At 70.8% G+C, this 24863-nt stretch carries 15 protein-coding genes and 1 pseudogene; 9 read left to right on the top strand and 7 right to left on the bottom strand.

Annotation, left to right across the window (positions count from 1 at the left end; translation table 11 throughout):
• Positions 1–264: 264 nt before the first annotated feature.
• On the bottom strand, positions 265–1248 hold the full coding sequence (locus Q2K16_RS07170; RefSeq protein WP_204923141.1) for a LacI family DNA-binding transcriptional regulator: 984 nt from the start codon (positions 1246–1248) through the stop codon (positions 265–267).
• A 488-nt stretch (positions 1249–1736) separates the two neighbouring features.
• A complete protein-coding gene (locus Q2K16_RS07165) occupies positions 1737–3101 on the bottom strand; it encodes a LacI family DNA-binding transcriptional regulator (RefSeq protein ID WP_302744281.1) in 1365 nt (454 codons plus the stop codon).
• A gap of 444 nt (positions 3102–3545) precedes the next feature.
• On the opposite strand from Q2K16_RS07165, the gene Q2K16_RS07160 reads away from it, so the two are divergent.
• Entirely contained in the window at positions 3546–5069 is a 1524-nt protein-coding gene (locus Q2K16_RS07160; RefSeq protein ID WP_302746396.1) for a glycoside hydrolase family 27 protein, read from the top strand.
• A gap of 168 nt (positions 5070–5237) precedes the next feature.
• Here the strand turns inward: Q2K16_RS07160 and Q2K16_RS07155 are convergent.
• Positions 5238–6221: pseudogene (locus Q2K16_RS07155) on the bottom strand (family 43 glycosylhydrolase); the annotation flags it as partial.
• A gap of 62 nt (positions 6222–6283) precedes the next feature.
• Entirely contained in the window at positions 6284–7309 is a 1026-nt protein-coding gene (locus Q2K16_RS07150) for a LacI family DNA-binding transcriptional regulator (RefSeq protein ID WP_302744280.1), read from the bottom strand.
• Between the two features lie 411 nt (positions 7310–7720).
• Here Q2K16_RS07150 and Q2K16_RS07145 point away from each other — a divergent pair, with 411 nt between their 5' ends.
• From Q2K16_RS07145 to Q2K16_RS07130, 4 genes are read left to right on the top strand one after another with little or no spacing between them, the layout of a single operon-like run.
• A complete protein-coding gene (locus tag Q2K16_RS07145) occupies positions 7721–9079 on the top strand; it encodes an ABC transporter substrate-binding protein (protein ID WP_302744279.1) in 1359 nt (452 codons plus the stop codon).
• Positions 9076–10047: a carbohydrate ABC transporter permease gene (locus tag Q2K16_RS07140; protein WP_302744278.1), complete on the top strand. Its 972-nt coding sequence runs from the start codon at positions 9076–9078 to the stop codon at positions 10045–10047. The genes Q2K16_RS07145 and Q2K16_RS07140 overlap by 4 nt, the downstream gene beginning before the upstream one ends.
• On the top strand, positions 10044–10868 hold the full coding sequence (locus Q2K16_RS07135) for a carbohydrate ABC transporter permease (RefSeq protein WP_088646293.1): 825 nt from the start codon (positions 10044–10046) through the stop codon (positions 10866–10868). The genes Q2K16_RS07140 and Q2K16_RS07135 overlap by 4 nt, the downstream gene beginning before the upstream one ends.
• Positions 10869–10870: 2 nt before the next feature.
• Positions 10871–12025 carry a serine hydrolase domain-containing protein gene (locus Q2K16_RS07130; protein ID WP_302744277.1) on the top strand — a complete coding sequence of 385 codons (1155 nt, stop codon included), beginning with the start codon at positions 10871–10873 and terminating at the stop codon, positions 12023–12025.
• A gap of 76 nt (positions 12026–12101) precedes the next feature.
• On the opposite strand, the gene Q2K16_RS07125 is transcribed toward Q2K16_RS07130, so the two are convergent.
• A complete protein-coding gene (locus tag Q2K16_RS07125) occupies positions 12102–13430 on the bottom strand; it encodes a hypothetical protein (RefSeq protein ID WP_302744276.1) in 1329 nt (442 codons plus the stop codon).
• A 437-nt stretch (positions 13431–13867) separates the two neighbouring features.
• On the opposite strand from Q2K16_RS07125, the gene chvE reads away from it, so the two are divergent.
• From chvE to Q2K16_RS07105, 4 genes are all read left to right on the top strand, one after another.
• Positions 13868–15010 carry a multiple monosaccharide ABC transporter substrate-binding protein gene (gene chvE / locus Q2K16_RS07120; RefSeq protein ID WP_302744274.1) on the top strand — a complete coding sequence of 381 codons (1143 nt, stop codon included), beginning with the start codon at positions 13868–13870 and terminating at the stop codon, positions 15008–15010.
• Positions 15011–15096: 86 nt separating this feature from the next.
• Complete coding sequence (gene mmsA, locus Q2K16_RS07115) at positions 15097–16635, top strand: multiple monosaccharide ABC transporter ATP-binding protein (RefSeq protein WP_302744272.1); 1539 nt, start codon at positions 15097–15099, stop codon at positions 16633–16635.
• Positions 16632–17882, top strand: coding sequence for a multiple monosaccharide ABC transporter permease (mmsB, locus tag Q2K16_RS07110; RefSeq protein WP_302744270.1), 1251 nt, complete (start codon positions 16632–16634; stop codon positions 17880–17882). The genes mmsA and mmsB overlap by 4 nt, the downstream gene beginning before the upstream one ends.
• A gap of 345 nt (positions 17883–18227) precedes the next feature.
• On the top strand, positions 18228–20333 hold the full coding sequence (locus Q2K16_RS07105) for a family 43 glycosylhydrolase (protein ID WP_302744268.1): 2106 nt from the start codon (positions 18228–18230) through the stop codon (positions 20331–20333).
• Positions 20334–20549: 216 nt separating this feature from the next.
• On the opposite strand, the gene Q2K16_RS07100 is transcribed toward Q2K16_RS07105, so the two are convergent.
• Positions 20550–22886 (bottom strand): beta-L-arabinofuranosidase domain-containing protein, encoded by a 2337-nt coding sequence (locus Q2K16_RS07100; protein ID WP_302744267.1) that lies wholly within the window; start codon positions 22884–22886, stop codon positions 20550–20552.
• Positions 22887–23024: 138 nt separating this feature from the next.
• Positions 23025–24830: a family 43 glycosylhydrolase gene (locus Q2K16_RS07095; protein WP_489671858.1), complete on the bottom strand. Its 1806-nt coding sequence runs from the start codon at positions 24828–24830 to the stop codon at positions 23025–23027.
• Positions 24831–24863: the final 33 nt, after the last annotated feature.

Raw genomic sequence — 24863 nt, 5'->3', positions numbered from 1 at the left:
TTTCTTCCAGGGTGGGAGCGCCGCGCCGGGGTGTGGTGCGGGCATCACGCCGGCGTTCGGCCGGGCCCGGGATCGAAAGGTCACCGGGCGGTCCGAGGTCGTTCCCGAGAATTGACGATCGTCGTTACGTTAACGTTAACACTGACCGCTGTCCATAGCTGGCGATCGCGGCGCGAAGTTGACCCGACCGTGTCCGGTCGGCGTGGCCGGGTGCAGGTGGTGGCGGCGAGCCCTCCCGGGCGGTGACGACGGCGCGGCCGACCGTCACCGGGGCGGGGCGACGCTGTCCCGGGTGATCAGGGTGGGGGAGACGGTCCGTCGCAGGGTGTGGTCGACCCCCGCGTCGATCTGCGCGAGCAGCAGGTCGAGGCTGGCTTCCGCCACGGTGTCGAAGTCCGGCCGGACGGTGGTCAACGGCGGGATGAAGTACGCGGCGTCCGGCACGTCGTCGAAGCCGACCACGCTGACCTCCTCCGGCACCCGCCGACCGTGCTCGTGCAGCGCGTGCAGCACGCCCAGCGCGAGGTCGTCGTTGGCCGTGAAGATCGCGGTCACCTCCGGGGTCCGGGCCAGCATCTGCCCGCAGCGGTAGCCCGAGGCGGCGGACCAGTCGGCCTGGAGCACCGGCGGGATCTCCGCGCCCGCCGCCTGCAACGTCTCCCGCCACCCCGCGATCCGCCCGGCGCTGTCGAACCAGTCCGCCGGGCCCGACACGTGCCAGACCGTCCGGTGGCCCGCGTCCAGCAGGTGCCGGGTGGCCAGCCGGCCCCCCTCCACCTGGTCGATGGTGACCAGCGGCACCGGTCGCCGGGGGTCACCGTCCACGGTGACCAGCGGAATGTCGGTGGGCAGGCACTCCAGCGCCTCGCCTGCCGACTCCACCGGCGCGATCACCACGATCCCGGCGACCCGGTGGGCGAGGTGCCGCTCGACGACGGCGGTGATGGAGGTGCGGTCCAGGTTGCGCACGCTGCCCACGCTGACCGCGAAACCCGCCTCGGCCGCGGCGAGTTCGAACGCGGACAGCAGGGAGGCCGGGCCGTAGAGGGTGGTGTTGAGGGCCACCACGCCGAGCACCTGGGACCGCCCGGTGACCAGGGTGCGGGCCGCCCGGTTCGGCCGGTAGCCGAGTTCGGTGATCGCGGCCTGGACCCGCAGGCGGGTCTGTTCCCGCACGTGCGGATGACCGTTGAGCACCCGCGACACGGTCTGGTGGGACACTCCGGCGAGGCGGGCCACGTCTCTCATCGCTGGAGCGCGCACAGTCATCCCACACCTCTCGGTCCGCCCCGCAGCCCGTTGCCGGCGAAGCGGCCCGGCCCGACGTCCGGGCAGGGACGACAGACACGAGGCATGGGCGCACACGCCGTGGACAACGCTGGATCAGCGAGAGTCTACGCGGCGTGTCGCCCCGGTTGGGTCGGTGACGCGGCCGAGTGTCGTCCGCGCACCGTGATATTCGTCATCACGGATCGCGGGTGGTGTGCGAACTGGCGGTGACGGGTGGTCTGGTCCCTCCCTGGGTCCTCGCTGGTGCCCGCCCGCGTCGTACCGGGCCGGCCGACCTGTGGTGCAGCGTGTTGTCGACAGGCGTGTCGGGGGCGCGTCGATGGTGCGCCACCGGTAGGGAACCGCGCCACGACGACCTGCCGTATCGATCGAATCGGATGCTACTCGAAACCGTTCGGTAACGACAAGGACAGGTTTCCGCGATCCGCCGAGGTCATCCGGCCGGGTCAGTGGTCGTACGCGACGGCGGTGCTGTCCCGCACCACCAGCGTGGTCGCCAGCTCCACCCGGGTCTGGGCGAGCCTTTCGTTGGCGGCCAGGGTCAGCACCATCCGGGCCGCGGTGGCGCCCATCTCGGTCAGCGGCTGCCGCACCGAGGTCATCGGCGGCCCGCAGAACATGGTGTACGGGATGTCGTCGAAGCCCACCACGCTGAGGTCCCGGGGAATCCGCCGGCCGGCCAGCCGGGCCGCCTCGTAGACCCCGAGCGCCTGCAGGTCGTTGCCGCACACGATCGCCGTCGGCGCCGGGTCCTGCCGGAGCAGTTCCTGGCCGTGGTTGAGGCCGTCCTCGAAGGAGAACCAGTGGCCGTGGCGCAGCCAGCGTGCGGGTAGTCCGACCCCGGCCGCCTCCAGGGCCGCCCGCGCGCCGTCCAGCCGGGCCTTGGCGCAGAGCCGTTCGGTCGGCCCGGAGATCACCCCGATCCGACGGTGGCCGAGGTCGAGCAGGTGGCGGGCGGCCTCGAAGCCACCGCTCCAGTTGGTCGAGGTCACCGACGGGACGGCGTGCAACGGCGGCTCGCCTGTGGGGTCGAGGACCACCAGCGGGATCGCGCTCGCCGCCAGCAGGGCGTGTTGTTCGGAGGTGAAGCCGAGGTGCACCGCGATCACCCCGGTCGGGCGGCGGGCCAGCAGGTCGCGGGCCCAGAACCGCCCCTCCGACACCTGCCGGCGGGCGTCGGTGAAGCCGACGGCGAACCGGTGCGCCCCGGCGACCTGCTGCACCCCCTGCATGATCGTCACCGCCAGGTTGCTCTGCATGCCGTAGAAGACCACCTCCACACTGGCGTGCGGGGTGCCCAGTTCCGGCCGGCGGTAGCCGTGCTCGCGCAGCAGCGCCTCCACCCGGGCGCGGGTCTCCGCCGCGACCCCCGAGCGGCCGTTGAGCACCTTCGACACGGTGGGCGCCGACACGTCCGCGAGCTGGGCGATGGTGGTCAGCGTGGGTTCGCCCCGCCGGCGGCTGCGTCGCTGGGGCCTCGTCGCCCGACCGGTCGACGTGCCGGTCGCCATGGTGGGGGCGGGTGCGGGCGCGTCGGGTGGGGGGGCGACAGGTGCCGGGCGGGCGTCGTCGGCCGGGGTGCGCGGTGCCGGCGGACGCTCGTGCTGTCGTCGTACCGTGTCGAGCAGTCGACTGCGGACGGTTTCGGCGTGCCGCGCGGCGACCGGTCCGGCGGGCACCGTCTCGGTCAGGTAGCGCCGTCGCCCGGACACCGGGTCGATGCCGGCGTACACCCGCACCCGCAGGGAGCCGCTGGGCAGCTCCTCGATCTCGCCACGGGCCCGTCGACCCGGCCTGGAGCCAACTGACATGGAGCTATCGTATTCGATGTCCGGTGCGCTGAATGGCTCCATGATGGCTCCATGACCGCTGGCGTTCCCGTGTCCACCGGCGCGGGTGGCCCGACGGCCGCCCGGCGCGGTCGGTCCGTTTCGCCGCCGACCGAGACGCCCCGGCCGGCGGCGGACCTGCCCGACATCGATCGATACATGGAAGCAGTTGAATACTATGAAACGCTTCCGTAACATGGGGGTCATTGTTAGCGCTCACACCGGGTGGTCGAGCGGACGGATTCCGCGTCCGGCACAGGCCTCGGCCGGGCGGCGCCACTGATTGGAGACCTCGTGAAGCGATTCGTGCGAGCCCGGAACTGGGGGCGGGCGGCAGCGGTCGGCCTGCTCCTGGCCGGTGTTCTGGTGGGGGTACGGGCACCGGTGGCGCAGGCGTTGGACAACGGGGTGGCCCGCACCCCGCCGATGGGGTGGAACAGCTGGAACTCCTTCGGCTGCAACATCAACGAGGCCCTGATCCGCCAGACGGCCGACGCGCTGGTCAGCAGCGGGATGCGGGACGCCGGCTACCAGTACGTCGTGGTCGACGACTGCTGGTTCAACCCCAACCGGGACTCCGCCGGCAACCTCCAGGGTGACCCGACCCGGTTCCCCAGCGGCATGAAGGCGCTCGGCGACTACATCCACGCCCGGGGGCTGAAGTTCGGCATCTACCAGGTCCCGGTCGACAAGACCTGTGCCCAGTACTTCAACTCCTACCCGGGCGCGACGGGCAGCCAGGGCCACGAGGCGCAGGACGCCCGGCAGTTCGCCGCCTGGGGCGTCGACTACCTCAAGTACGACTGGTGCTCGCCGAACGGGTCCATCGACCAGCAGGTCGCCACGTTCGCCAAGATGCGCGACGCCCTGGCGGCCACCGGCCGGCCGATCGTCTACAGCATCAATCCCAACAGCATCCACGCCAAGACCGGCCCGCAGCGCAACTGGGGCGACGTGGCGAACATGTGGCGCACCACCGAGGACATCACCAACACCTGGAACAGCGGGCAGACCAACGGCTACCCGATGGGCATCCAGAACATCATCGACGTCAACGTGCCATTGGCCCCGTACGCCAAGCCCGGCGCCTTCACCGACCCCGACATGATGGAGGTCGGCCGGGGCGGCATGACCGACACCGAGATGCGCAGCCACTTCGCGATGTGGGCGATCATGGCTTCCCCGTTGATCGCCGGCAACGACGTCCGGTCGATGAACGCGGCCACCCAGACCATTCTCAAGAACGCGAACCTGATCGCCATCAACCAGGACGCCCTGGCGTTGCAGGGCGCCCAGGTCTCGTTCGACGGCACCCGCCGGGTGCTGGCCAAGCGGCTGGCCAACGGGGACGTGGCAGTGGCCCTGTTCAACCAGGGCGGCTCGACGACGACGATCTCCACCACCGCGGCGGCCATCGGCAAGTCCGGGTCCTCCTTCACCCTGGTCGACGCCTGGACCAACACCAGCACCACCAGCACCGGCGCCATCTCGGCCAGCGTGCCGTCGCACGGCACGGTGGTCTACCGGGTCAGCGGCGGTGGAACGGCCCCGCCGACGACGCCGCCGCCGTCCACGGCGAACGCGCTGTCCAGCGTCTCCTCGGGCCGCTGCCTGGACGTGCCGCAGAGCAACACCGCCAACGGCACCCAGCCGGTGATCTGGGACTGCAACGGGGCGGCCAACCAGCGCTGGACGGCCAACGGCCAGACCCTCCAGGCCCTCGGCAAGTGCCTGGACGCGCCGCTCAACGCGACCGCGGGCGCCAAGGCCCAGATCTGGGACTGCAACGGCGGCACCAACCAGCAGTGGACGTCCAACGCCAACGGCACGATCAGCAACGTGCAGTCCGGCCTCTGCCTCGACGTGAACAACAACGGCACCGCCAACGGCACCACCGTGCTCCTGTGGACCTGCACCGGGGCGACCAACCAGCGGTGGAACCGGATCTGATCGCGACGTCGTCGCCCACCCGGTGGCCGGGTGGGCGACGACTGGTGGCTGCCGGACCCGGACGGTGTGGTGCGGGCACCGTCCGGGTCCGGTCGTCCGACGTCCCCCGTCGACGTGGCGGTGGACGTCGCCCCGCCCGGACGGACGACCGGGCGGTGGCCGGGGGCCTCAGCCGGTCGCGGTGGCGGCGGGCGTGCCGACCGGGGTCAGCCCGGTGGAGGCCCGGTAGCGGACCGGGATCGGGTCGGTCAGCGCGCCGACGAACTCCCCGTCGACGTGGTCGAGAAACCCGATCAGGGACCAGTCGCCGGTGGGGCCGGCGACCAGCCGGGGCGCGTAGAGGTGCGGGTGGGGGAACGGGCGGGCCGCGGCGACGTCCCACGGGCCGCGTACGTCGTGCCCCTCGACCGTCCAGATCCGGTGGCCGTCGCCGCGGGTGCCGGCGGCGTCGGTGGAGAACAGCAGCAGCGGCTGCCCGTCCACGACGGCGACCTGCGGAACCTCCAGGTGCCCGAACCCGGCAGGCACCGACAGCGGCGGCTGCACGGTCCAGTGCACCAGGTCCGGTGAGGTGGCGTGCCCGACGACGCCCCGGGCCCCGGCCGGGCCGGTGTTCACCCGGGCGGTGACGAGCATGTGCCATCCGTCGCCGTCCGGGTCGGGGAACACCCACGGGTCACGCCAGGCCTGCTCGTACCAGAGGCTCCGGTCGAGCAGCTCGTACCAGGTGGGGTCGGCCTCGACGAGCGGCCCGGTGCCGTGCCGGTGCCAGGTGGTCAGGTCGTCGGAGACGGCCAGGCCGATCCGCTGCACCAGCCCGTCCTCGGCCCGACCGACCCCGGTGTAGAACAGGTACCACCGCCCGTCCGGGCCGCGCACCGTGCACCCCGTCCAGGTGGCGAGGTCGTCCCAGCTCGGCGCGTCGGCGGGCACCATCGCGTCGGCGACGAGCTGCCACGTGCGCAGGTCCGTGGAGACGGCGTGGCCGATCGTGGCACGGCGGTGCCGGCGGTGCGGGTCGTGCAGGGCGCGGGAGGCGCGCAGGAAGAACGCGTGCCACCGGTCGGTGTCGTCCCGGGCGTACCAGCTGTCCCACACCCAGTGGTCGGGTAGACGTAGCATGCCGGGGAAGCTAGCACTAAATCGTTTTAGCGACCAGGTCGGCCCTCCGCCGCGACAGGCGTGGGGCGTGGCCGGCGAGCGGTGGGGGAGGGCTAACCGGCCGGGGCGGCCAGGGAGCGGCGGCGGCGCAGCGGCATGGGGACGAGGGACGGCGTGGCCCCGCCGCCGTCGAGCAGGATCTCGACCGCCCGCCGTCCCATCTGCTCGTGCGGCAGCGCGGTGGTGGACAGGCCGGGGCGCAGCCAGGCGGCGATCGGGTCGTCGTCGAACGAGACCACCGAGATGTCGTCCGGGACGGTCAGTCCCGCCTCGGCGAGCGCCTGGTAGGCGCCGAAGGCCAGCCGGTCGTTCATGCAGACGATCGCGGTCGGCCGGGTCGGTCGGCCCAGCAGCGTCCGCATGGCGGCGTAGCCGTGTTCGGGCAGCCACTCGGCGCAGAAGCACTCGGTCAGCAGGTCCACCCCGGCGTCGTCCAGCGCCCGGCGCACGCCGCGCAGCCGGGCCCGGGCGGCGAGGGAGACCTCGGCGTCGTCCTCCTTGAGCCGGTTGCGGCCGATCAGCGCGATCCGGTCCCGGTGGCCGAGGTCGAGCAGGGCGGTGGTGACCGTACGGCCGGCCCGCTCGTCGTCGGGGAGCACGCAGGGCAGGTCGTCGGGGCTGGTGGCGTTGAGCAGCACCACCGGACCGCCGAGGATGGCCGGGGGCACGGTCAGCCGGCGGGTCGCCATCGCGGCGTAGATCACGCCGTCGACCTGCCGGTCGAGCATCGCCTCGATGGCGTACTGCTCGAAGGTGGCGTCGCCCTGCGTCTCGGTGATGAGCAGCACGTGGTCCCGCTCCCGGGCCGCGTCGAGCGCGCCCCGGATGAGGCCGCCGGCGAACCGGGTGGTGGCGACGATGTCGGAGACGAAGGCGATGGTGGCGGTCTTGCGGGTACGCAGGCTGCGGGCCGCCAGGTTGGGCCGGTAGCCGAGTTCCTCGGCGGCGGCGAAGACGCGTTGGTGGGCCTCGGCCGAGAGTCGGGTGCCCTCCCGGCCGTTGAGGACCATCGACGCGGCGGTCTTGGACAGCCCGGCCCGCCGAGCGACGTCGGCCAGGGTTGCTCTGTTGCGGCCCATCAGTCCTCCGAATCGCCTGCGGCGTCGCGGCCGCCGCTCCCGCCCATCATGATGCGTCGTCCGGCCCGGCCCGGTGCCGGCGGTCACCCCGGGTGTGTGTCGGTCACCACCCGCGACGGCCGGCGGAGCGGGTGGCCGAGCGTGAACCGGATGTTTCCGGACCGTTGCCTTTTGGTCCTTGACAGCTCAGGTCGCCGCGCGCATGCTCTGCTAAATCAGTTTAGCGGCTACATTTGACAGGTCGGGCGGCACCCTCGGTGACCCTCGGCGTGGTCATCGGTAACGACATCGCGTGCTGCGGCGGCACGCCGACGGCGACGTACTGTTGCGGCTGGTCACCCACCGTGACGGTCGGCCGGCTCGGCCCGCACCGTGGCCGGGGCACGCACGGAAGAGTCAAGGAGTCCTCAATTGGCTACACCACTGGCAAGGTTCTCCCGCCGGACGGCGCTCCTGGCCCCCGTGCTGGCGCTGGGGCTGGCCGCGACGGCGTGCAGCGCCCCCGGGGCCGACGACGCGCCGCGCACCGGCGGCGACGCCACCGTCAGCACCGAGCTGGGCAGCGACCCGATCACCCTGGAGATGTACGCCGAGACCGGCTTCCCGCTGGCCAAGGCGCTGGCCGACGAGTTCACCAAGCAGCACCCGAACGTCACGTTCAACATCCGCGAGGACCAGTTCACGGTCATCGTGGAGAACGCGCCCCGGGTGATGGCCTCGGACAACTCGCCCGACATCATCCGGCTCCCCACGATGGTCGACCTGGTCAAGGACGACCTGCTCAAGAACCTCGACCCGTACTTCACCGCGTACGGCTGGGACAGGTTCCCCGCCTCCCAGCTGGTGCAGCTGCGGGTCGGCGACGGCGGCACCACCCGGGGCACCGGGTCGCTGTGGGGGATGGGCCTCGGTTACAGCGTCACCGGCGTGTTCTACAACAAGAAGCTGGCCGAGCAGGTCGGGATGACCCAGCCGCCGGCCACCATCGCCGAGTTCGAGGAACTGCTGGCCAAGGCCAAGACGGCCGGCGTGCAGCCGATCATGCAGTTCAACAAGAACACCGCGGGCATCAACTTCCCGCACCAGGCGTTGCAGAACCAGTTCGGCGACCCGGCCCAGGTGGCCGACTGGATCTTCCAGAAGCCGGGCGCGACGTTCGACACGCCGGCCGCGCTGAAGGCCACCCAGACCATCCAGAAGTGGGCCCAGGCCGGCTACTTCCCCAAGGACGCCAACGCGCTGGACTACGCGAGCATGGTCGGCGAGTTCCAGAAGAACAACGGCCTGTTCATGTTCAACGGCGACTGGGAGTCGGCCAACCTCGACAAGACGATGCCGGGCAACGTCGGGTTCTTCCTGTTCCCGACCGAGTCGGCAGGCGGCAAGCACGTGGCGATGTCCGCCCCGAACACCTTCGGCATCGGCGCCAAGGCCAAGAACCCGGACGCCGCCGCGTACTTCCTGAACTGGGCGCACACCAACGCCACCGCCCGCGAGATCGCGGTCAAGATCGGCGGCTCCAGCCCGGGCGGCCCGAGCGACCTGCCCGTGCCGGCGGCCGCCCCCGGCACCGTGCTGGCCGAGACGCTCAAGGCGTCCCAGCAGCTCGGTGAGGAGAACGGCGCGGTGGACTTCACCGCCAACGCCACCGGTGGCATCTTCGCCGCCGCGATCACGCCCGAGATGCAGAAGCTGATCGCCGGTCAGCAGACCCCCGAGGGGTATGTGAAGGCGGTCCAGGCCGAGTACGCGAAGGAACTGTCCCGATGACGTCTGCCCTCGGCAGCGTACCGACCGGGCACGGTGGGACGGCGCCCTCGCCGGACCGTCCCACCCGCCCGTCGCCCGCGCGGGCCCACCGGAAGCGGTGGGCCCGCGCGGGCGGGACGGGCTGGCTCTTCGTCCTGCCCGCCGTGCTGATGTACGCGGTGTTCGTGCTGCGGCCGCTCGCGCTGACCATCCAGTACTCGTTCTACAACTGGAACGGCATCGGGGTGGCCCGCTGGGCGGGGCTGGACAACTACCTCACCGTGTTCACCGACAGCGACCTGTTGAAGATCATCGGCAACGCGCTCGTCCTGATCGTCTTCTTCAGCTTCGTCCCGGTCGCGCTCGGCCTGCTGGTGGCCAGCCTGGTCCGCCGGATCACCACCGGCGCGTTCGGCACCGTCGTCCGGACGGTGCTGTTCCTGCCCCAGGTCATCCCGCTGGTCGCGGCGGGCATCGCGTGGAGCTGGCTGCTCTCGACGAACGGGCTGGTCAACCAGGTGCTGCGCGCGGTCGGCCTGGGCGGGGTGGCCCGCGCCTGGCTCGGCGACTTCGACACCGCGCTGCCCGCCGTCGGCGTGATCGGCGCCTGGGTCCTGCTCGGCCTCTGCACGATCCTGCTGGTCACCGGCATGAGCAAGATCGACCCCGCGCTGTACGAGGCGGCCCGCCTCGACGGCGCCGGCCCGGTCCGCGAGTTCTTCGCCGTCACCCTGCCCAGCCTGCGCCAGGAGATCGGCGTCTGCCTCACGGTGACGATCATCGCCGCCCTGGCCAGCTTCGACATCGTCTACATCTCGACCAGCGGCGGCCCCGGGCTACAGACCACCGTGCCCGGCCTGGAGATCTACCGGCTGGCCTTCTCGCAGCGCCAGGTCGGCCTCGCCTCCGCGCTGGCCGTCGTGCTGATGCTGCTGGTGGTGCTCTGCGTGCTGCCGATCCAGCGACTGACCCGGGGGGACAAGTCATGAACCTGAGCCGGCGCGAGAACCTGACCGGCCGGGTCTTCCTGCTCGTCCTGGTCGTGGTCACCCTGTTGCCGTTCGTCAGCATGCTCTCCGCGGCGTTGCAGCCCCGGGGCACCGTGCCCAGCGGCCTGGCCTGGCCGTCGGACCCGCAGTGGGGCAACTTCGCCGACGCGTTCACGGTGGCGAACATGGGCGCGCTGCTGCGCTCCAGCCTGCTCATCGTGGCCGGGGTGGTGCCGGTCTCGGTGCTGATCGCCACCATGGCCGGCTTCGGACTGGGCCAGCTCCGGGTCCCCGGTGGCCGGATCGTGTTCGCCCTGCTGCTGCTCGGCCTGACCCTGCCGTTCGAGGCGGTGGTCACCCCGCTGTACTACCAGATGCAGGATCTCGGCCTGCTCAACACCCGCTGGGCGATCATCCTGCCGTTGATCGGGCTCTACATGCCGTTCGCGGTGTTCTGGATGCGGGCCCACTTCAGCAACGTGCCGGTCGAGCTGTCCGAGGCGGCCCGGGTCGACGGCAGCAGCACCTGGCAACTGTTCTGGCGGGTCCAGGTGCCGCTCGCCCGCCCGGCCATCGCGTCGCTGACCATCCTGATGTTCCTCTGGACGTGGAACCAGTTCCTGCTGGCCATCGTCCTGGTCGACGACCCGGCCAAGCGGACGATGGCGGGCGCGCTCGGGGCGTTCCAGGGGCAGTGGGGCACCGACCTGGTGCTGCTGTGCGCCGGCTCGCTGCTGATCCTCACCCCGACCCTGATCGTCTTCCTGATCTTCCAGCGTCAGTTCATCAAGGCCCTGATCCAGGGCTCTCTGAAGGGATAGCAGTGGCCACGCAGCCGCAGATCCACGGCGACGCCGACGAACGGTACGGGCGGGTGGCCGACGTCTTCCGCGCCAACTTCACCGACCGGGGGGAGGTCGGCGCGGCGGTCACCGTCTACGTCGGCGGTCGCCGCGTCGTCGACCTGTACGGCGGGACGGCCGACCCGCGCACCGGCCGGCCCTGGACGGCGCACACCCCGGTCGTCGTCTACTCCTGCACCAAGGGCATCCTGGCGATCTGCGCCTACCTGCTGGTGCAGCAGGGCCGACTCGACCTGGACGCGCCGGTCACCCGCTACTGGCCGGAGTTCGGCCAGCACGGCAAGGCCGACATCCCGGTGCGTTGGCTGCTCACCCACCAGTCCGGCCTGCCCGCGCTCGACCGCCCGCTGACCCTCGACGAGGTGCTCGCCTGGGACCCGGTGGTCACGGCGATCGAGGCCCAGGCCCCGCTGTGGCAGCCGGGCACCGCGCACAGCTACCACCCGATGACCTACGGCTGGCTGATCGGCGAGGTGATCCACCGGATCACCGGCCAACTGCCCGGCGCGTTCTTCCGGGACGCCCTGGCGACGCCGCTGGGCCTGCGTACCTGGCTCGGACTGCCGGCCGCCGAACGCGACACGGTCGCGTGGAACATCGCCCCGCCGCCCGAGGCGGAGCCGTTCGTCGACCCGGTGGCCGACCGGGGGATCACCATGGGCGGCGCGTTCGCGTTCCCCGCCGACGACGCCGGCCTGGTCAGCTTCAACGACCCGGCCATCCAGGCCGCCGGCATCCCGGGTGCGGGCGCGGTGAGCACGGCCGACGGACTGGCCCGCCTCTACGCCGCCTGCGTGTCGCCGGTGGCGGGACCGCCCCTGCTCGACCCGGCGTCGGTCGACGACGCGACCGTCGTACGGGCCCGGGGCCAGCAGCGGCACGGCCCGCCGGACACCGGCCAGCGCTGGGGCACCGGCTTCCTGCTGCACTCCCCGCCGGCCCGGCCGCTGCTGTCCGAGCGCAGCTTCGGCCACGACGGTGCCGGCGGCAACCTCGGCTTCGGCGACGACGCCCACCAGGTCGGCTTCGGCTACGTGGTGAACCAGATGCAGGGCATGGGCGACGAACGCGCCAACCTGCTCACCGCCGCGCTGCGGTCCTGCCTGGACGACTGACCGGCCGGACCCGACGCGCCCCGGGCATCCCGACGAGGGACACCCGGGGCGCGCTGCCGTCGGCCACCGCTCCGGCTCAGCGACCGGCCCGTGCCGGCTTACGCTGGGCCAGCAGCCAGCGCAGGATGCGGCTGTCCTCGTAGGTGGGCCCGAACGCGGCGTGGTAGTCCGGCAGGGTGAACGCCGAGTCGGCGTACTCGGTGTAGCGGACCAGGTCGGCGATCTGCGCCGGGGTCCTGCCCCGGGCCTCGTACGCCTGCCGCAGCGCGGCCGCCGAGTTGCGCGCTCCCGCGACGGGGAGCAGGTGGTCGTGCTCGCCGTGGGTGATCCAGACCGGTACCCCGGCGGCGGCGATCGCGGTGGCCTGCCCGGCGTTCACCGGGAAGCCGCCGGTGACCAGCCCGCCGGCGAACAGGTCCGGCCGCTTGGCGAACGCCTCCCACAGCAGTTGCGAGCCGTACGACACGGTGGTCGCGTAGACCCGGCGGCGGTCCACGGCGTGCTCGTCGACGAAGCTGTCGAGCAGCTTGACCAGCAGGTCGGCCTCGGCCACGCCACCGACACGCTGGTGCTGCGGGGCCAGCACGATCACGTCCTCGCGGCTGCCGGTCCAGCCCGGCTGCGACCAGGCGGTGGCCGGGATGTCGGCGGCGAGTTGGACGCCGAGGTTGTCGCCGTCCCAGCCCATCCCGTGTCCGGGCAGGACGACCATCAGCGGGTAGCTGCGACCCGGCCGGTAGTCGCGGGGCAGCCGGTAGTGGTAGGGCAGCACCGTGCCAGCGCTGACGAACGAGCCGTAGCGGAACGCGTCGACCTCGCGGTCGACAGGCCGTTCGGTGACCGGTCGGGACTCGTGCGGGGTCGCCCTGGCCAGCACCGGACCCCTGCCGAGGCCCCGGCCGGGCTGGGCGTGCACGTCCTTGCGCTGCACCACCCGGGTGGGCAGCTCGGGGTTGACCTTCACCGAGCAGAGGAAGGTCGGGCACTTGGAGACGATCACCGTCCAGCCGCCGGGGTCGGCCGGGTCCAGCTCGACGATGACGTACCGGCCGGGCGTCGAGCGGTGGTCGGCGCGCCGGGCCGGTGCGTTGTTGGTGTAGGTGCGGGTGACCGTGCGGTCGGCGAGTTTCGGCAGGTCCTCGATGGGGTTGAAGCGGAAGTTGTAGATGGTGTCGGTCACGCCGAACGTGCCGTTGTCCAGGGTGCGGGGGTTGACCGTGGCGGCGTACTCGACGGCCACCGCGGAGACCTTCTGGCCGTAGGTGTGGACGGTGGTGATCGGGGTGATGCTGCGGATCGCGTCCCGGCCGCCACGGTCGGCGTCGGGCGCGGCGTACGCGGTGCCGGCGGAGGCGACCAGCGTGAGTGTGGTGACGAGCGGGATCAGTCCGCTGCGCAGTCTCATCCGGGTCCTTTCCTGGGACACGGCCGCCCGACGCCGGGTCGTCCGGCTCGCCGGTCGCCGGGCCGGTCCGGCCCGGCGTCGACCGACTGTGGAGAAAGGACGGTCGCTAAACTGATTTAGCAGAGCATGGTCGTCGTTCCGCGTCGTGTCAATGGCGAGCCCGTAACAGGCCGGAAACCTGGCGTGACGATGTGGTCGGCCCGCTCCGGGCCGATGGCCGGCCCCCGTGCGGCGCGCCGCGAACCGGTTCGCTGGCCACGGCCCCGGGGGTCGGTCGGACCCGGCGGACGGGTGATCCACGCGGTGGGCCCCGTTACGAGACCGTGACGTCCGGATTTCCGAGGGACTGTTGACGGCGGCGATGTGAGCGCTAACACTACCCCGAAAGGTGACAGGTGGTCCCCGCAGTCGGCGGGAGTTCCGGAGAGGAGAAACCTGTGCGCAGGAAATTCCTGGTCGCGCTCGGCGGCGCGGCACTGGCGTTCAGCCTGGCCGCGTGCAGCGGCGGGGGCGCCGGCAGCGGCGGTGACACCAGCGACAAGAAGCCCGCCGACCTGACCATCGGCGTCTCCATGCCGACCCAGACCTCGGAACGGTGGATCGCCGACGGCAAGGCGGTGAAGGAGAAGCTGGAGGCCAAGGGCTACAAGGTGGACCTCCAGTACGCCGGCGACGACATCCCCACCCAGTCCCAGCAGGTCGACCAGATGATCACGCAGGGCGCGGACGTCCTGATCATCGCGGCCATCGACGGCACCGCGCTCAGCGGCCAGTTGGACGCCGCCGCCGCCGCGAAGATCCCGGTCATCTCCTACGACCGGCTGCTGCTGGGCAACAAGAACGTCGACTTCTACGTCAGCTTCGACAACTACAAGGTCGGGGTGGCCCAGGCGACCGCCCTGCTGGTGGGCCTCGGCCTGCAGACCAAGGACGGCGGCAAGGGCACCGCGACCGGCCCGTTCAACGTCGAGCTGTTCGCCGGCTCGCTCGACGACAACAACACCCAGTACTTCTGGGGCGGGGCGATGGACACCCTCAAGCCGTTCATGGACAACGGCACGCTGAAGGTCAAGTCCGGGCAGACCCGGGTCGAGCAGGCGGCCATCCTGCGCTGGCAGCAGGAACCCGCCCAGAAGCGGATGGAGGACCTGCTGACCTCCAGCTACAACGACGGCACCGTGCTCAACGGGGTGCTGTCGCCGTACGACGGCATCTCCCGGGGCATCATCACCGCCCTGCAGAACGCCGGCTACGGCAAGGGCGCCAAGAAGCTGCCCGTGGTGACCGGCCAGGACGCCGAGATCGCCTCGGTCAAGCTGATCAACGACGGGGTGCAGAGCTCCACCGTCTTCAAGGACACCCGACTGCTCGCCGAACAGGCCGTCATCGCGGCAGAGGCGTTCCTCCAGGACAAGGAGCCGCAGGCCAACGACACCAAGACCTACAACAACAAGGTCAAGGTCGTCCCGTCGTACCTGCTGCCGATCGAGACCGTCTACAAGGACGACATCACCAAGGTTCTTGTCGACTCCGGATACTGGTCGGCCGACGAGGTCGCCGCCGGTCAGGCCAAGAAGTAAGCCGGTCGTCGGGCGCGGCGGTCACCGGCCGCCGCGCCCGACGCATCGAAAGCCCGCCTCAGGCTTCGACGATCAGGATGCTGACCATGGACGACACCATCCTCGAGATGCGACGCATCACGAAGACCTTCCCCGGGGTGACCGCGCTGGCCGACGTCTCCCTCGCGGTGCGCCGGGGGGAGATCCACGCCATCTGCGGCGAGAACGGCGCCGGCAAGTCCACCCTGATGAAGGTGCTCTCCGGGGTGCACCCGACCGGGTCGTACGACGGCGAGATCGTGCTGGACGGCAAGCCGGTGCACTTCCGGGGCATCCGCGACAGCGAGTCCCAGGGCGTCGTCATCATCCACCAGGAACTTGCCCTGGTGCCGCACCTGTCGATCGCCGAGAACATCTTCCTCGGCAACGAGCGGCGCGGCCCGGCTGGCCTCATCGACTGGAACCGGGCCAACGCCGAGGCCGCCGAGCTGCTGGCCTCGGTGGGCCTGCACGAGAACCCGGTCACCCCCGTCATCCAGCTCGGTGTCGGCAAGCAGCAGCTCGTCGAGATCGCCAAGGCACTGTCCAAGAAGGTCCGGCTGCTCATCCTGGACGAGCCGACCGCCGCGCTCAACGACATCGACTCGGCCCACCTGCTCGACCTGCTGCGCCGGCTGCGGGGCCAGGGCATCACCTGCATCCTGATCTCGCACAAGCTCAACGAGGTCACCGCGATCGCCGACGCGACCACGGTCATCCGGGACGGGCGCACCGTGGAGACCCTCTCCCTGGCCTCCGGGGAGGTCACCCAGGAGCGGATCATCCGGGGCATGGTCGGCCGGGACCTGGACAGCTTCTATCCCGACCGGGTCCCGTCGCCGGGGGAGGAGGTGCTGCGCATCGAGAACTGGAGCGTGCGGCACCCCACCCAGGACCGGCTCGTCGTCGACGACGTCAGCCTGGACGTCCGCGCCGGTGAGGTGGTCGGCATCGCCGGGCTGATGGGGGCCGGGCGCACCGAGCTGGCGATGAGCGTCTTCGGCTGCTCGTACGGCCGGGACGTGCGGGGCCGGCTGTTCGTGCGGGGCCGGGAGGTCCGGGCGCACACCGTCGCGGCGGCCATCGAGCACGGCATCGCCTACGTCACCGAGGACCGCAAGCGCTTCGGCCTCAACCTCATCGACGACGTGCGGCGCAACGTCTCCGCCGCCGCGCTGGGCCGGCTCGCCCGCCTCGGCTGGGTCAACGGCAACGAGGAGATCAGGGTCGCCGAGCAGAGCCGGCGCGACATGAACATCAAGACGACGAGCGTGATGGCCGTGGTCGGCAAGCTCTCCGGCGGCAACCAGCAGAAGGTCGTGCTGTCGAAGTGGCTGTTCACCAACCCGGACGTGTTGATCCTGGACGAGCCGACCCGGGGCATCGACGTCGGTGCGAAGTTCGAGATCTACACGATCGTCAACCGGCTCGTCGCCGAGGGCAAGGCGGTGATCCTGATCTCCTCGGAGCTGCCGGAGCTGCTCGGCATGTGCGACCGCATCTACACCCTCGCCGCCGGCCGGATCACCGGCCAGGTGCCGGTGGCCGAGGCGACCCAGGAGAACCTCATGGATCTGATGACGAAGGACAAGGAGCGCGTGGGATGACCAGCGTCAAGACCTCATCGCCGCCGTCCCCGCCGCCCACCGGGAAGAGCCCGGGCGTCGCCCTGCACGCCGGCACCAGCGACCTGCGCGCGCTGATCATGAACAACCTGCGGCAGAGCGGCATCTACGTCGCGCTGGTCGTCATCGTCGGACTCTTCGCCGTGCTCACCGACGGGGTCTCGCTGAGCCCGGGCAACATCACCAACATCGTGCTCCAGTACTCCTACATCCTGGTGCTGGCGATCGGCATGGTGATCATCATCATCGGCGGGCACATCGACCTGTCGGTGGGTTCGGTGGTGGCGCTCACCGGGGCGGTCTCCGCCGTGCTGGTCATCCGGGAGGGCCTCCCCTGGTGGGTGGGCATCCTGGTCGCGCTGGCGGTGGGGGTCGCGGTCGGCGCGTGGCACGGCTTCTGGGTGGCGTACGCCGGCATCCCGGCCTTCATCGTGACGCTCGCCGGCATGCTGCTGTTCCGGGGCCTGACCCTGCGGGTGCTGGACAACATCTCGCTGTCCCCGTTCCCCGCCGACTACCAGCAGGTCGCGGCAGGTTTCCTCAACGGCCTGCTCGGTGGTGAGGGCTTCGACGCGTTCACCCTGCTGATCGGTGCGGTCGCGGTGGCCGGGTACGCGGTGAGCGGTTTCCGGACCCGGGTGGCCCGGGTGCGCTACCAGCAGCCGGTGGAGTCGTTCCCGCTGTTCGTCGCCCGGGTGGTGCTGGTGGGCGCGGTCATCATGTACTTCGCCTGGCAGTTGGCGCACGCCCGGGGCCTGCCGATCGTCCTGATCATCCTGGCCGTGCTGGTGCTGGTCTACGGCCTGCTCACCCGGCGTACGGTCTTCGGCCGGCAGGTCTACGCGATCGGCGGCAACCTCTCGGCGGCGATGCTGTCCGGGGTCAAGGTGCGGACTGTCAACTTCTGGATGTTCGTCAACATGGGCTTCCTGGCGGCGGTGGCCGGGGTGATCTACTCCTCGCGCTCCAACGGCGCCCAGCCCGCGGCGGGCAACATGTTCGAACTCGACGCGATCGCCGCCGCGTTCATCGGCGGGGCGGCGGTCACCGGCGGGGTCGGCACTGTGGTCGGTGCGATGGTCGGCGGCCTGATCATGGCGGTGATGAGCAACGGGATGCAGCTCATGGGCGTCGACCAGTCCATCCAGTCGGTGGTCAAGGGGCTGGTGCTGCTCGTCGCCGTCGCCTTCGACGTCTACAACAAGCGTCGCGCCGGTTCCTCCCGCTGACCGGCGACGCGGCACCCGCCCGCGTCGCGCCTCCTCGCCCGGACATCCCGGGCCGCGTCGGACCGGTTCGACGCGGCCCGGGATGTCGGCATTTCCGCCCGTCGATCGTGTCCTCGCTGTTTCAGCTTGACGAGCATCATGTTATCGCTCACAGTCTATGGATAGCTGAAGCCGTTCCCGCAGCAGCTGGTCGGCGGCCCCGACCCAGCGCTGCGCCGCGTCGTGCGCCATCGCGGACGCACCGCCGAGTGAACGTTGACATCGGCAGGCTTCGAACAATGCGACGACGGTGGCCCCGGGCCGGTCCCGGGGCCACCGTCGATCCACAGTCGGTGAGGGAGGGTCATGGTAGCCATGGGAGAGGTGCCGATCGCGGTCCGGCGACGGCGCGGCTGGTGGTCACGGGTCGTCGCCGCACTGTTGACGGTGCTGGTCGGCGGTGGGCTCGTCGTGGTCGAGTCGACCGGGGCGGCTGCGGCGACGGTGGACACCACCGCGTGGTACGTGCTGGTCAACCGCAACAGCGGCAAGGCCCTGGACGTGTACAACCGGGCCACCAACGACGGCGCGCGGATCACCCAGTGGACCCGCAGCGACGGCACCAACCAGCAGTGGCAGTTCGTCGACTCCGGCGGCGGCTACTACCGGCTGAAGTCCCGGAACTCGGGCAAGGTCCTCGACGTCTACAACCTCTCCACCGCCGACGGCGCAGCGATCGTGCAGTGGACCGACGGCAACGGCACCAACCAGCAGTTCCGGCTCGCCGACTCGGCCGACGGCTACGTCCGGCTGCTCAACCGCAACAGCGGCAAGGCCGTCGAGGTGCAGAACGCCTCGACCGCCGACGGCGGCAACATCGTCCAGTACGCCGACTGGGGCGGCACCAACCAGCAGTGGCAGCTCGTCCGCGTCGACGGCGGCACCACCCCGACCACGCCGCCGCCCACCACGCCACCGGCGAGCGGCTCGTACACCAACCCGGTGGTGTGGCAGGACTTCGCCGACGTCGACATCATCCGGGTCGGCGACGCGTTCTACCTGTCCGCCTCGACCATGCACTACTCCCCGGGCGCCCCCATCCTGCGCTCCTACGACCTGGTCAACTGGGAGTTCGCCGGACACTCGGTGCCCAGGCTGGACTTCGGCGCGAAATACGACATGTCCGGCGGGCGGGCGTACGTCAACGGGATCTGGGCATCGACGCTGAACTACCGCCCGAGCAACCGCACCTACTACTGGGCCGGCTGCATCGACTTCGCCAAGACCTACATCTACACCGCCGCCGCCGTCGACGGGGCCTGGAACCAGCACTCCACCATCAACAAGTGCTACTACGACGCCGGCATGCTGGTCGACGACAACGACACCATGTACGTCGCCTACGGCAACACCCAGATCAGCGTGGCGCAGCTGTCCGCCGACGGTAAGAGCGAGGTCCGCAGCCAGCAGGTCTTCTCCACCCCGTCGAGCGTGGGCACCCTGGAAGGGGCCCGGTTCTACAAGCGCAACGGCAGCTACTACATCTGGCTCACCCGCCCGGCGAACGGCCAGTACGTGCTGAAGTCGTCGAGCCCGTTCGGTCCGTACGAGATGCGTCAGGTGCTGCTCAACATGCCGGGCCCGATCTCCGGCGGCGGCGTGCCGCACCAGGGCGGCCTGGTGCAGACCCCGGCCGGCCAGTGGTACTACATGTCCTTCGTGGACGCCTACCCCGGTGGGCGGGTGCCCGCACTGGCCCCGATCACCTGGACCGCCGACGGTTGGCCGCAGATCCAGACGGTCAACGGCGGCTGGGGCACGTCGTACCCGAACCCGCTGCCGAGCCGGCCGGTCAAGCCACTGACCGGGACCGACACGTTCTCCGGCAGCACCCTCGGCCCACAGTGGGAGTGGAACCACAACCCGGACGACACCAGGTGGTCGGTCAACAACGGCCTGCGTCTACAGACCGCCACCGTCACCAACGACCTCTACAGCGCCCGGAACACGGTCACCCACCGCATCCAGGGGCCGACCTCCACCGCCACCGTCGAACTCGACTACTCGGCGCTGCGCGACGGCGACCGGACCGGGCTGGCGGTGCTGCGCAACTCGTCGGCCTGGATCGGCGTCCGCCGGGACAACGGCGCCACCCGGGTGTCGATGACCAACAACCTCACCATGGACGGCAGTTGGCGGACCACCAACACCGGTACGGAGATCGCCTCCGCACCGGTCAGCGGGGGACGCATCTGGCTACGGGCCACCGCCGACATCCGCCCCGGCTCCGGCCGGCAGGCCCGGTTCTCGTACAGCACCGACGGGGTCACCTTCACCGCGCTGGGCAACGCGCTGACCCTCGACAGCACCTGGCAGTTCTTCATGGGCTACCGGTTCGCCCTGTTCAACCACGCCACCCAGGCTCTCGGCGGCACCAGCACGATCCGTCAGTTCCAGCTCACCACCCCCTGACCCGCCCCGGTTCACGGCAGCGGAGCAACCGGGCCCGCCCGTACCGTCGGCACCGCTGCGCGGGCCGGTCGGTGCGGGCGGGCCCGCTCCCGCCGCGGCGGGCACGGAGCCGGCCGACACGCACGGAACGGGGCCGCCCCTGTCAGGGGCGGCCCCGTTCGTGGGACCGTCGGTCCCGCACCGTCTCGCCGGCGGTGCGGGACCGACGGTGGTCCGCTACGGGTTGGCGACGAACCGCCAGCGGTTGTCCGCGCTGCCGTTGTCGGAGTCCTGCACGGCCTGCGCCCCCTGGGCGGTGGAGCCGTTGAGGATGCCGAGCAGCTTCCCGCTGTTGACGTTGCGGATCTTGTAGGTGCCGTCACCCTGGCTGAGCAGGGTCCACCGGTGGTCGGCGGTGCCGTTGTCCGCCCACTGCAGGACGCGGGCGTTGTCGGCGGTGGACATGTTCTCCACGCCGAGGACCTTGCCGCTGTTGACGTTGCGGAAGCGGACCGCGTCGCCGTCGGTCACCACCACCCAGTTGTGGTCGGCGGTGCCGGTGTCGCCCCACTGCAGGGCCAGCCCGCCGTCGGCGGTGGACATGTTCTGGATGCCGAGGACCAGACCGCTGCCCACGTTGACGATCCGCGTGCTGCCGCCGGTGCTGCCGCCGCTGGTGCTCCAGTAGACGGTGTAGTTGAAGCCGTGGGCGTCGTAGAACGGCCCGAGGTTGACCGTGGAGCCGTTCGCGGTGGCGGTGAACGCCAGGGTGCTGGTGCTGGTCCGGGTCACCGACGAGGCGTTCAACGACGGCAGGGCGCTCAGGCCGGTGTTGCCGTAGTTGCCGGCCAGCACCGCCGGGCCGTACGTGAGGGCCGCGACGTTGGCGTTGTCGTTGCTCGGCTGCACGACGACCTTCATCGGCAGCCGTACGGTGAGGGTGTCGCCTGCCGCCCAGGTGCGGGTGACCGTGGCGTAGCTGCCGGGGCTGGTGGCGACGTTCTGCGTCTCGCCGTTGACGGCGATCGTCGCGCCGGTGGCCCAGGCCGGGATCCGGACCCGGATGCTCCACGAGCCGCTCATCGACCCGGAGAGGGTGAGCGTGCTGGTGTCGCTGGCCGGGTAGCTGGTGCTCTGGGTGACCGTGATCCCGCGCTGCGACCAGGTCAGCACCGACGGCACGAACAGGTTCACCGTCAGCGTGGTGTCGTTGTAGAAGTAGATCGAGTCCATCAGCTTGGTGTTCGCCTCGATGCCGGTGCCCTGGCAGCACCAGAACGAGTTGTAGTCGGTGCTCCAGGTGCCGCCGCCCCAGGCCGGGCCGACCCCCCGGCGGCCACCCGGCTTGAGCGGGGTGAAGTAGGTGACGTGGCCGTGGCCGTCGGCCGGGTTCTGGGCGCCGACGACGTGGTTGAGCAGGGCACGCTCGTAGAAGTCGAAGTACGCGACCCGGTTCGGGTCGAGCAGCCACAGCTCCCGGGTCAGCTTGAGCATGTTGTGGGTGTTGCAGTGCTCGCAGGTGTCGTTGGTCAGATATCCGGCGATCGCGTTCGGCGGCCGGAAGTGCTCGGCCTGGCTGTTGCCGCCGATGACGTAGGTGTGCGCGTTGACGGTCATGTTCCACGCGTTGCTGGCGATGTCCCGGTAGCGGGTCGTGCCGGTCGCCTTGAACTCCCGCGCCGCGCCGATCCACTTGGGCACCTGGGTGTTGGCGTGCTTGCCGTTGAGCTGGTCGGAGTTGCTGGCGAGCGGGTTGAACACGCCCGCGTGGTCGAAGCGCTGGGCGACGGTGAGCCAACGCCCGTCGCCGGTGTGCTGGTAGATGTCGGTCAGCGCCTCGTTCATGCCGCCGAACTCGGTCTCCAGCATCGCCTGCATCTGGTTGTAGCTCAGCCGCGACGTACGGGTGTCGACCCAGCCGGCCAGCGCCAGCAGCACCGAGCGGGCCTGCGTGTTGCCGATGTAGCGCCACACGTCGAGCAGCCCCATGAGGGTCTTGTGGATGCAGTAGTAGGGCACGTTGCCGTTGGACAGCGTCCGGGCCTCCAACGCCGCGAAGTCCGACTCGGGGAAACCGGACAGGTAGCCGGCGGTGAACCCGGCAGCGCCGTTGTTGGCCTGGCACTTGGCCAGCTCGGCCACCATGTAGTTGGCCTTGTCCCGGCAGGTGGTGTCGCCCAGCACCGCGTACGCCTGCGCCCAGGCGGTGAGGAAGTGCCCCTGCATGTGGGTGCGGAACGGGAAGGACGGCGCGTCCCAGCCACCGTTGGTCGCGGCCCCGTTGGTGCCCAGCCGGTGGTTGGCCCGGAAGTTGTAGAGCATCCGGTCGACGTCGACGAACCGCAGGTAGCTCAGCGTCCGGTTCTGGTTGTCCAGCAGCCGGCCGGCGGTCAGCCGGACCTGACCCAGCTCGAACGGGTACGCCGAGACGCCGAGGTCGGCCCGGGCCGGGGGGACCACCAGCGCCGCACCGGCCGGCCCGGACCCGAGCAGGGTGCCACCTGCGGCGGAGGCGAGCGCGGTGGCGCCGGCGGCCTGGAGAAGTTGGCGTCGGTTGAGGGACGGGAAGGACATGGGGAACCTCCAGCGGACCGGATCACGGGCGAGCGCCCGTCCGGGTGGGCCGTACGGACGGTGGTGTCGGGTGGCGGGTCGCCGGCCCGCCCCGGTGGGGCGGAGCGGGCCGGCGTGACTGTCAGCCGGGTGAGGGGGTCAGGCGGGGGTGCAGGTCAGGTCGATCGGTGGCTGGTTGCTGCCGGTGGTCGAGCTGATGTAGCCCACGGTGGTGGAGCCACCGGCCCCGAGCTGCCCGTTGTAGGCGGCGTTGGTGACGGTCACCTGGTTGCCCTGTTGGGTCAGGGTGCCGTTCCACGCCTGGGCCACCGTCTGGCCACTGGGGAGGGTGAAGGACACCCGCCAGCCGGTGATCGGGGTGGACCCGTTGGTGATGGTCAGCTTGCCCTCGAAGCCGCCCTGCCAGGTGTTGACCACGGAGTTGGTGGCCGCGCAGGACCGCCCGGAGGGGGTCGTCGGAGCCGGCGTCGTCGGGGCCGGGGTCGTCGGGGTGGGGGTGGGGGTCGCGGTGGGCGTCGGGGTGGGCGTCGCGGTCGGGGTGGGCGTCGGGGTGGTGCCGCCGCCGCTGAACTGCCACCAGTTGACGTTGAACAGGGTGCCGCTGCCGCCGGTGAACCGCAGGTACATGTCGTGGGTGCCGGTCGCGCCGGACACCGGGCAGGAGACGGTCTGCCAGTTCTGCCAGCCGCCGGTGACCGGCACGGAGCAACCGGCCACCCGGGTGCCGGTGGTGCTGTCCAGCCGGACCTCGATGGTGCCGCCGCTGCCGGCCGAGGCGACCCGGGCGCTGAAGGACGTCGCACCGGTCCCGAAGGCAACTCCCTTGACCTTGATGTAGTCGCCGTTCTCGATGTATCCGACGTTCATCCCGCCTTCGCTGGAGACCTCCGTCTCGATGCCGGAGCCCCAGGCGATCGTCTCGGCCTCCTGCCGCACGTACGGGTTGAGCGTGCCGACCTGCGGCGCGCCGGTGCTGGTCATGTTGATCGTCGGGATGGTGCCGTTGGCGCCGTAGGTGAACTTCTCCACCGCGACCGACCGGGTGTAGCCACCGCCGCCGGGCAGCGCGCCGTTGTGGTAGAAGAAGTACGAGCCGCCGTTGAAGTCGATGACCCCGGGGTGGTTGGTGAAGCTGCCACCCTGGCGGGGCATGACCGTGCCCCGGTAGGTCCACGGGCCGAGCGGCCCGGTGGCCGTCGAGTAGGCGATGAACTCCGAGCAGCACTCGGCGGCGAACACGTTGTAGTAGATGCCGTTGCGCTTGTAGACCCAGGGGCCCTCCTCGTAGAGGGTGGGCCGGTTGGCGTTGCCGGTCCGGGTGCCGAAGCCCGCGGTGGTGAGTGGGATCTTGGTGGCGCTGCCGGAGTACGAGATCATGTCGGTGTTCAGCTTCACGTACCACAGGTTCGGGTTGCCCCAGTAGAGGTACGCCTGCCCGTCGTCGTCGATGAAGACGGTCGGGTCGATCTCACCGTTGGCCACCAGCGGGCGGCCGATGGCGTCGCGGAACGGGCCGGTGGGGCTGTCGCTGACCGCCACCCCGATGGCCATCGAGTTGGTCGACTTCGCGGTCACCGGCACGTACCAGTAGAACTTGCCGTTGCGGGCGATGACCTGGCCGGCCCAGGCGTCCGACTTCGCCCAGCTGAAGGTGCCGATGTTGAGCGGCGAGCCGTGGTCGGTCCAGTTGACCATGTCGGCGGAGGACCAGACCCGCCACTCCTTCATGGTGAAGTACGTCGAGCCGTCCTCGTCGTGGCCGGTGTAGAGGTACACCCGGCCGTTGTGCACCAGCGGGGCCGGGTCGGCGGTGTAGATGTGCTGCACTATGGGGTTGTCGGCCTTCGCGGTGCCGGCCGGCAGCAGGGTCGAGACCAGGAGCAGGGCCGCCAGCCAGGCGAGGGTACGCCGCAGGCGGGTCAGCGGTGGCAGTGCGGGTTTCACCAGTACCTCCCAGTGTGGGCGATGCGTGTCGTG

Origin of the sequence: Micromonospora cynarisoli, assembly GCF_030518815.1 — a bacterium.
Lineage (GTDB): Bacteria > Actinomycetota > Actinomycetes > Mycobacteriales > Micromonosporaceae > Micromonospora > Micromonospora wenchangensis.
This window is presented reverse-complemented; position numbering and strand designations above follow the sequence as displayed.

Coding starts and splice junctions, on each gene's coding strand:
- Q2K16_RS07170 (WP_204923141.1), bottom strand. CDS start 1,248: ATGAGAGACGTGGCCCGCCTCGCCGGAGTGTCCCACCAGACCGTGTCG.
- Q2K16_RS07165 (WP_302744281.1), bottom strand. CDS start 3,101: ATGTCAGTTGGCTCCAGGCCGGGTCGACGGGCCCGTGGCGAGATCGAG.
- Q2K16_RS07160 (WP_302746396.1), top strand. CDS start 3,546: ATGGGGTGGAACAGCTGGAACTCCTTCGGCTGCAACATCAACGAGGCC.
- Q2K16_RS07150 (WP_302744280.1), bottom strand. CDS start 7,309: ATGGGCCGCAACAGAGCAACCCTGGCCGACGTCGCTCGGCGGGCCGGG.
- Q2K16_RS07140 (WP_302744278.1), top strand. CDS start 9,076: ATGACGTCTGCCCTCGGCAGCGTACCGACCGGGCACGGTGGGACGGCG.
- Q2K16_RS07135 (WP_088646293.1), top strand. CDS start 10,044: ATGAACCTGAGCCGGCGCGAGAACCTGACCGGCCGGGTCTTCCTGCTC.
- Q2K16_RS07125 (WP_302744276.1), bottom strand. CDS start 13,430: ATGAGACTGCGCAGCGGACTGATCCCGCTCGTCACCACACTCACGCTG.
- mmsA (WP_302744272.1), top strand. CDS start 15,097: ATGGACGACACCATCCTCGAGATGCGACGCATCACGAAGACCTTCCCC.
- mmsB (WP_302744270.1), top strand. CDS start 16,632: ATGACCAGCGTCAAGACCTCATCGCCGCCGTCCCCGCCGCCCACCGGG.
- Q2K16_RS07105 (WP_302744268.1), top strand. CDS start 18,228: ATGGTAGCCATGGGAGAGGTGCCGATCGCGGTCCGGCGACGGCGCGGC.
- Q2K16_RS07100 (WP_302744267.1), bottom strand. CDS start 22,886: ATGTCCTTCCCGTCCCTCAACCGACGCCAACTTCTCCAGGCCGCCGGC.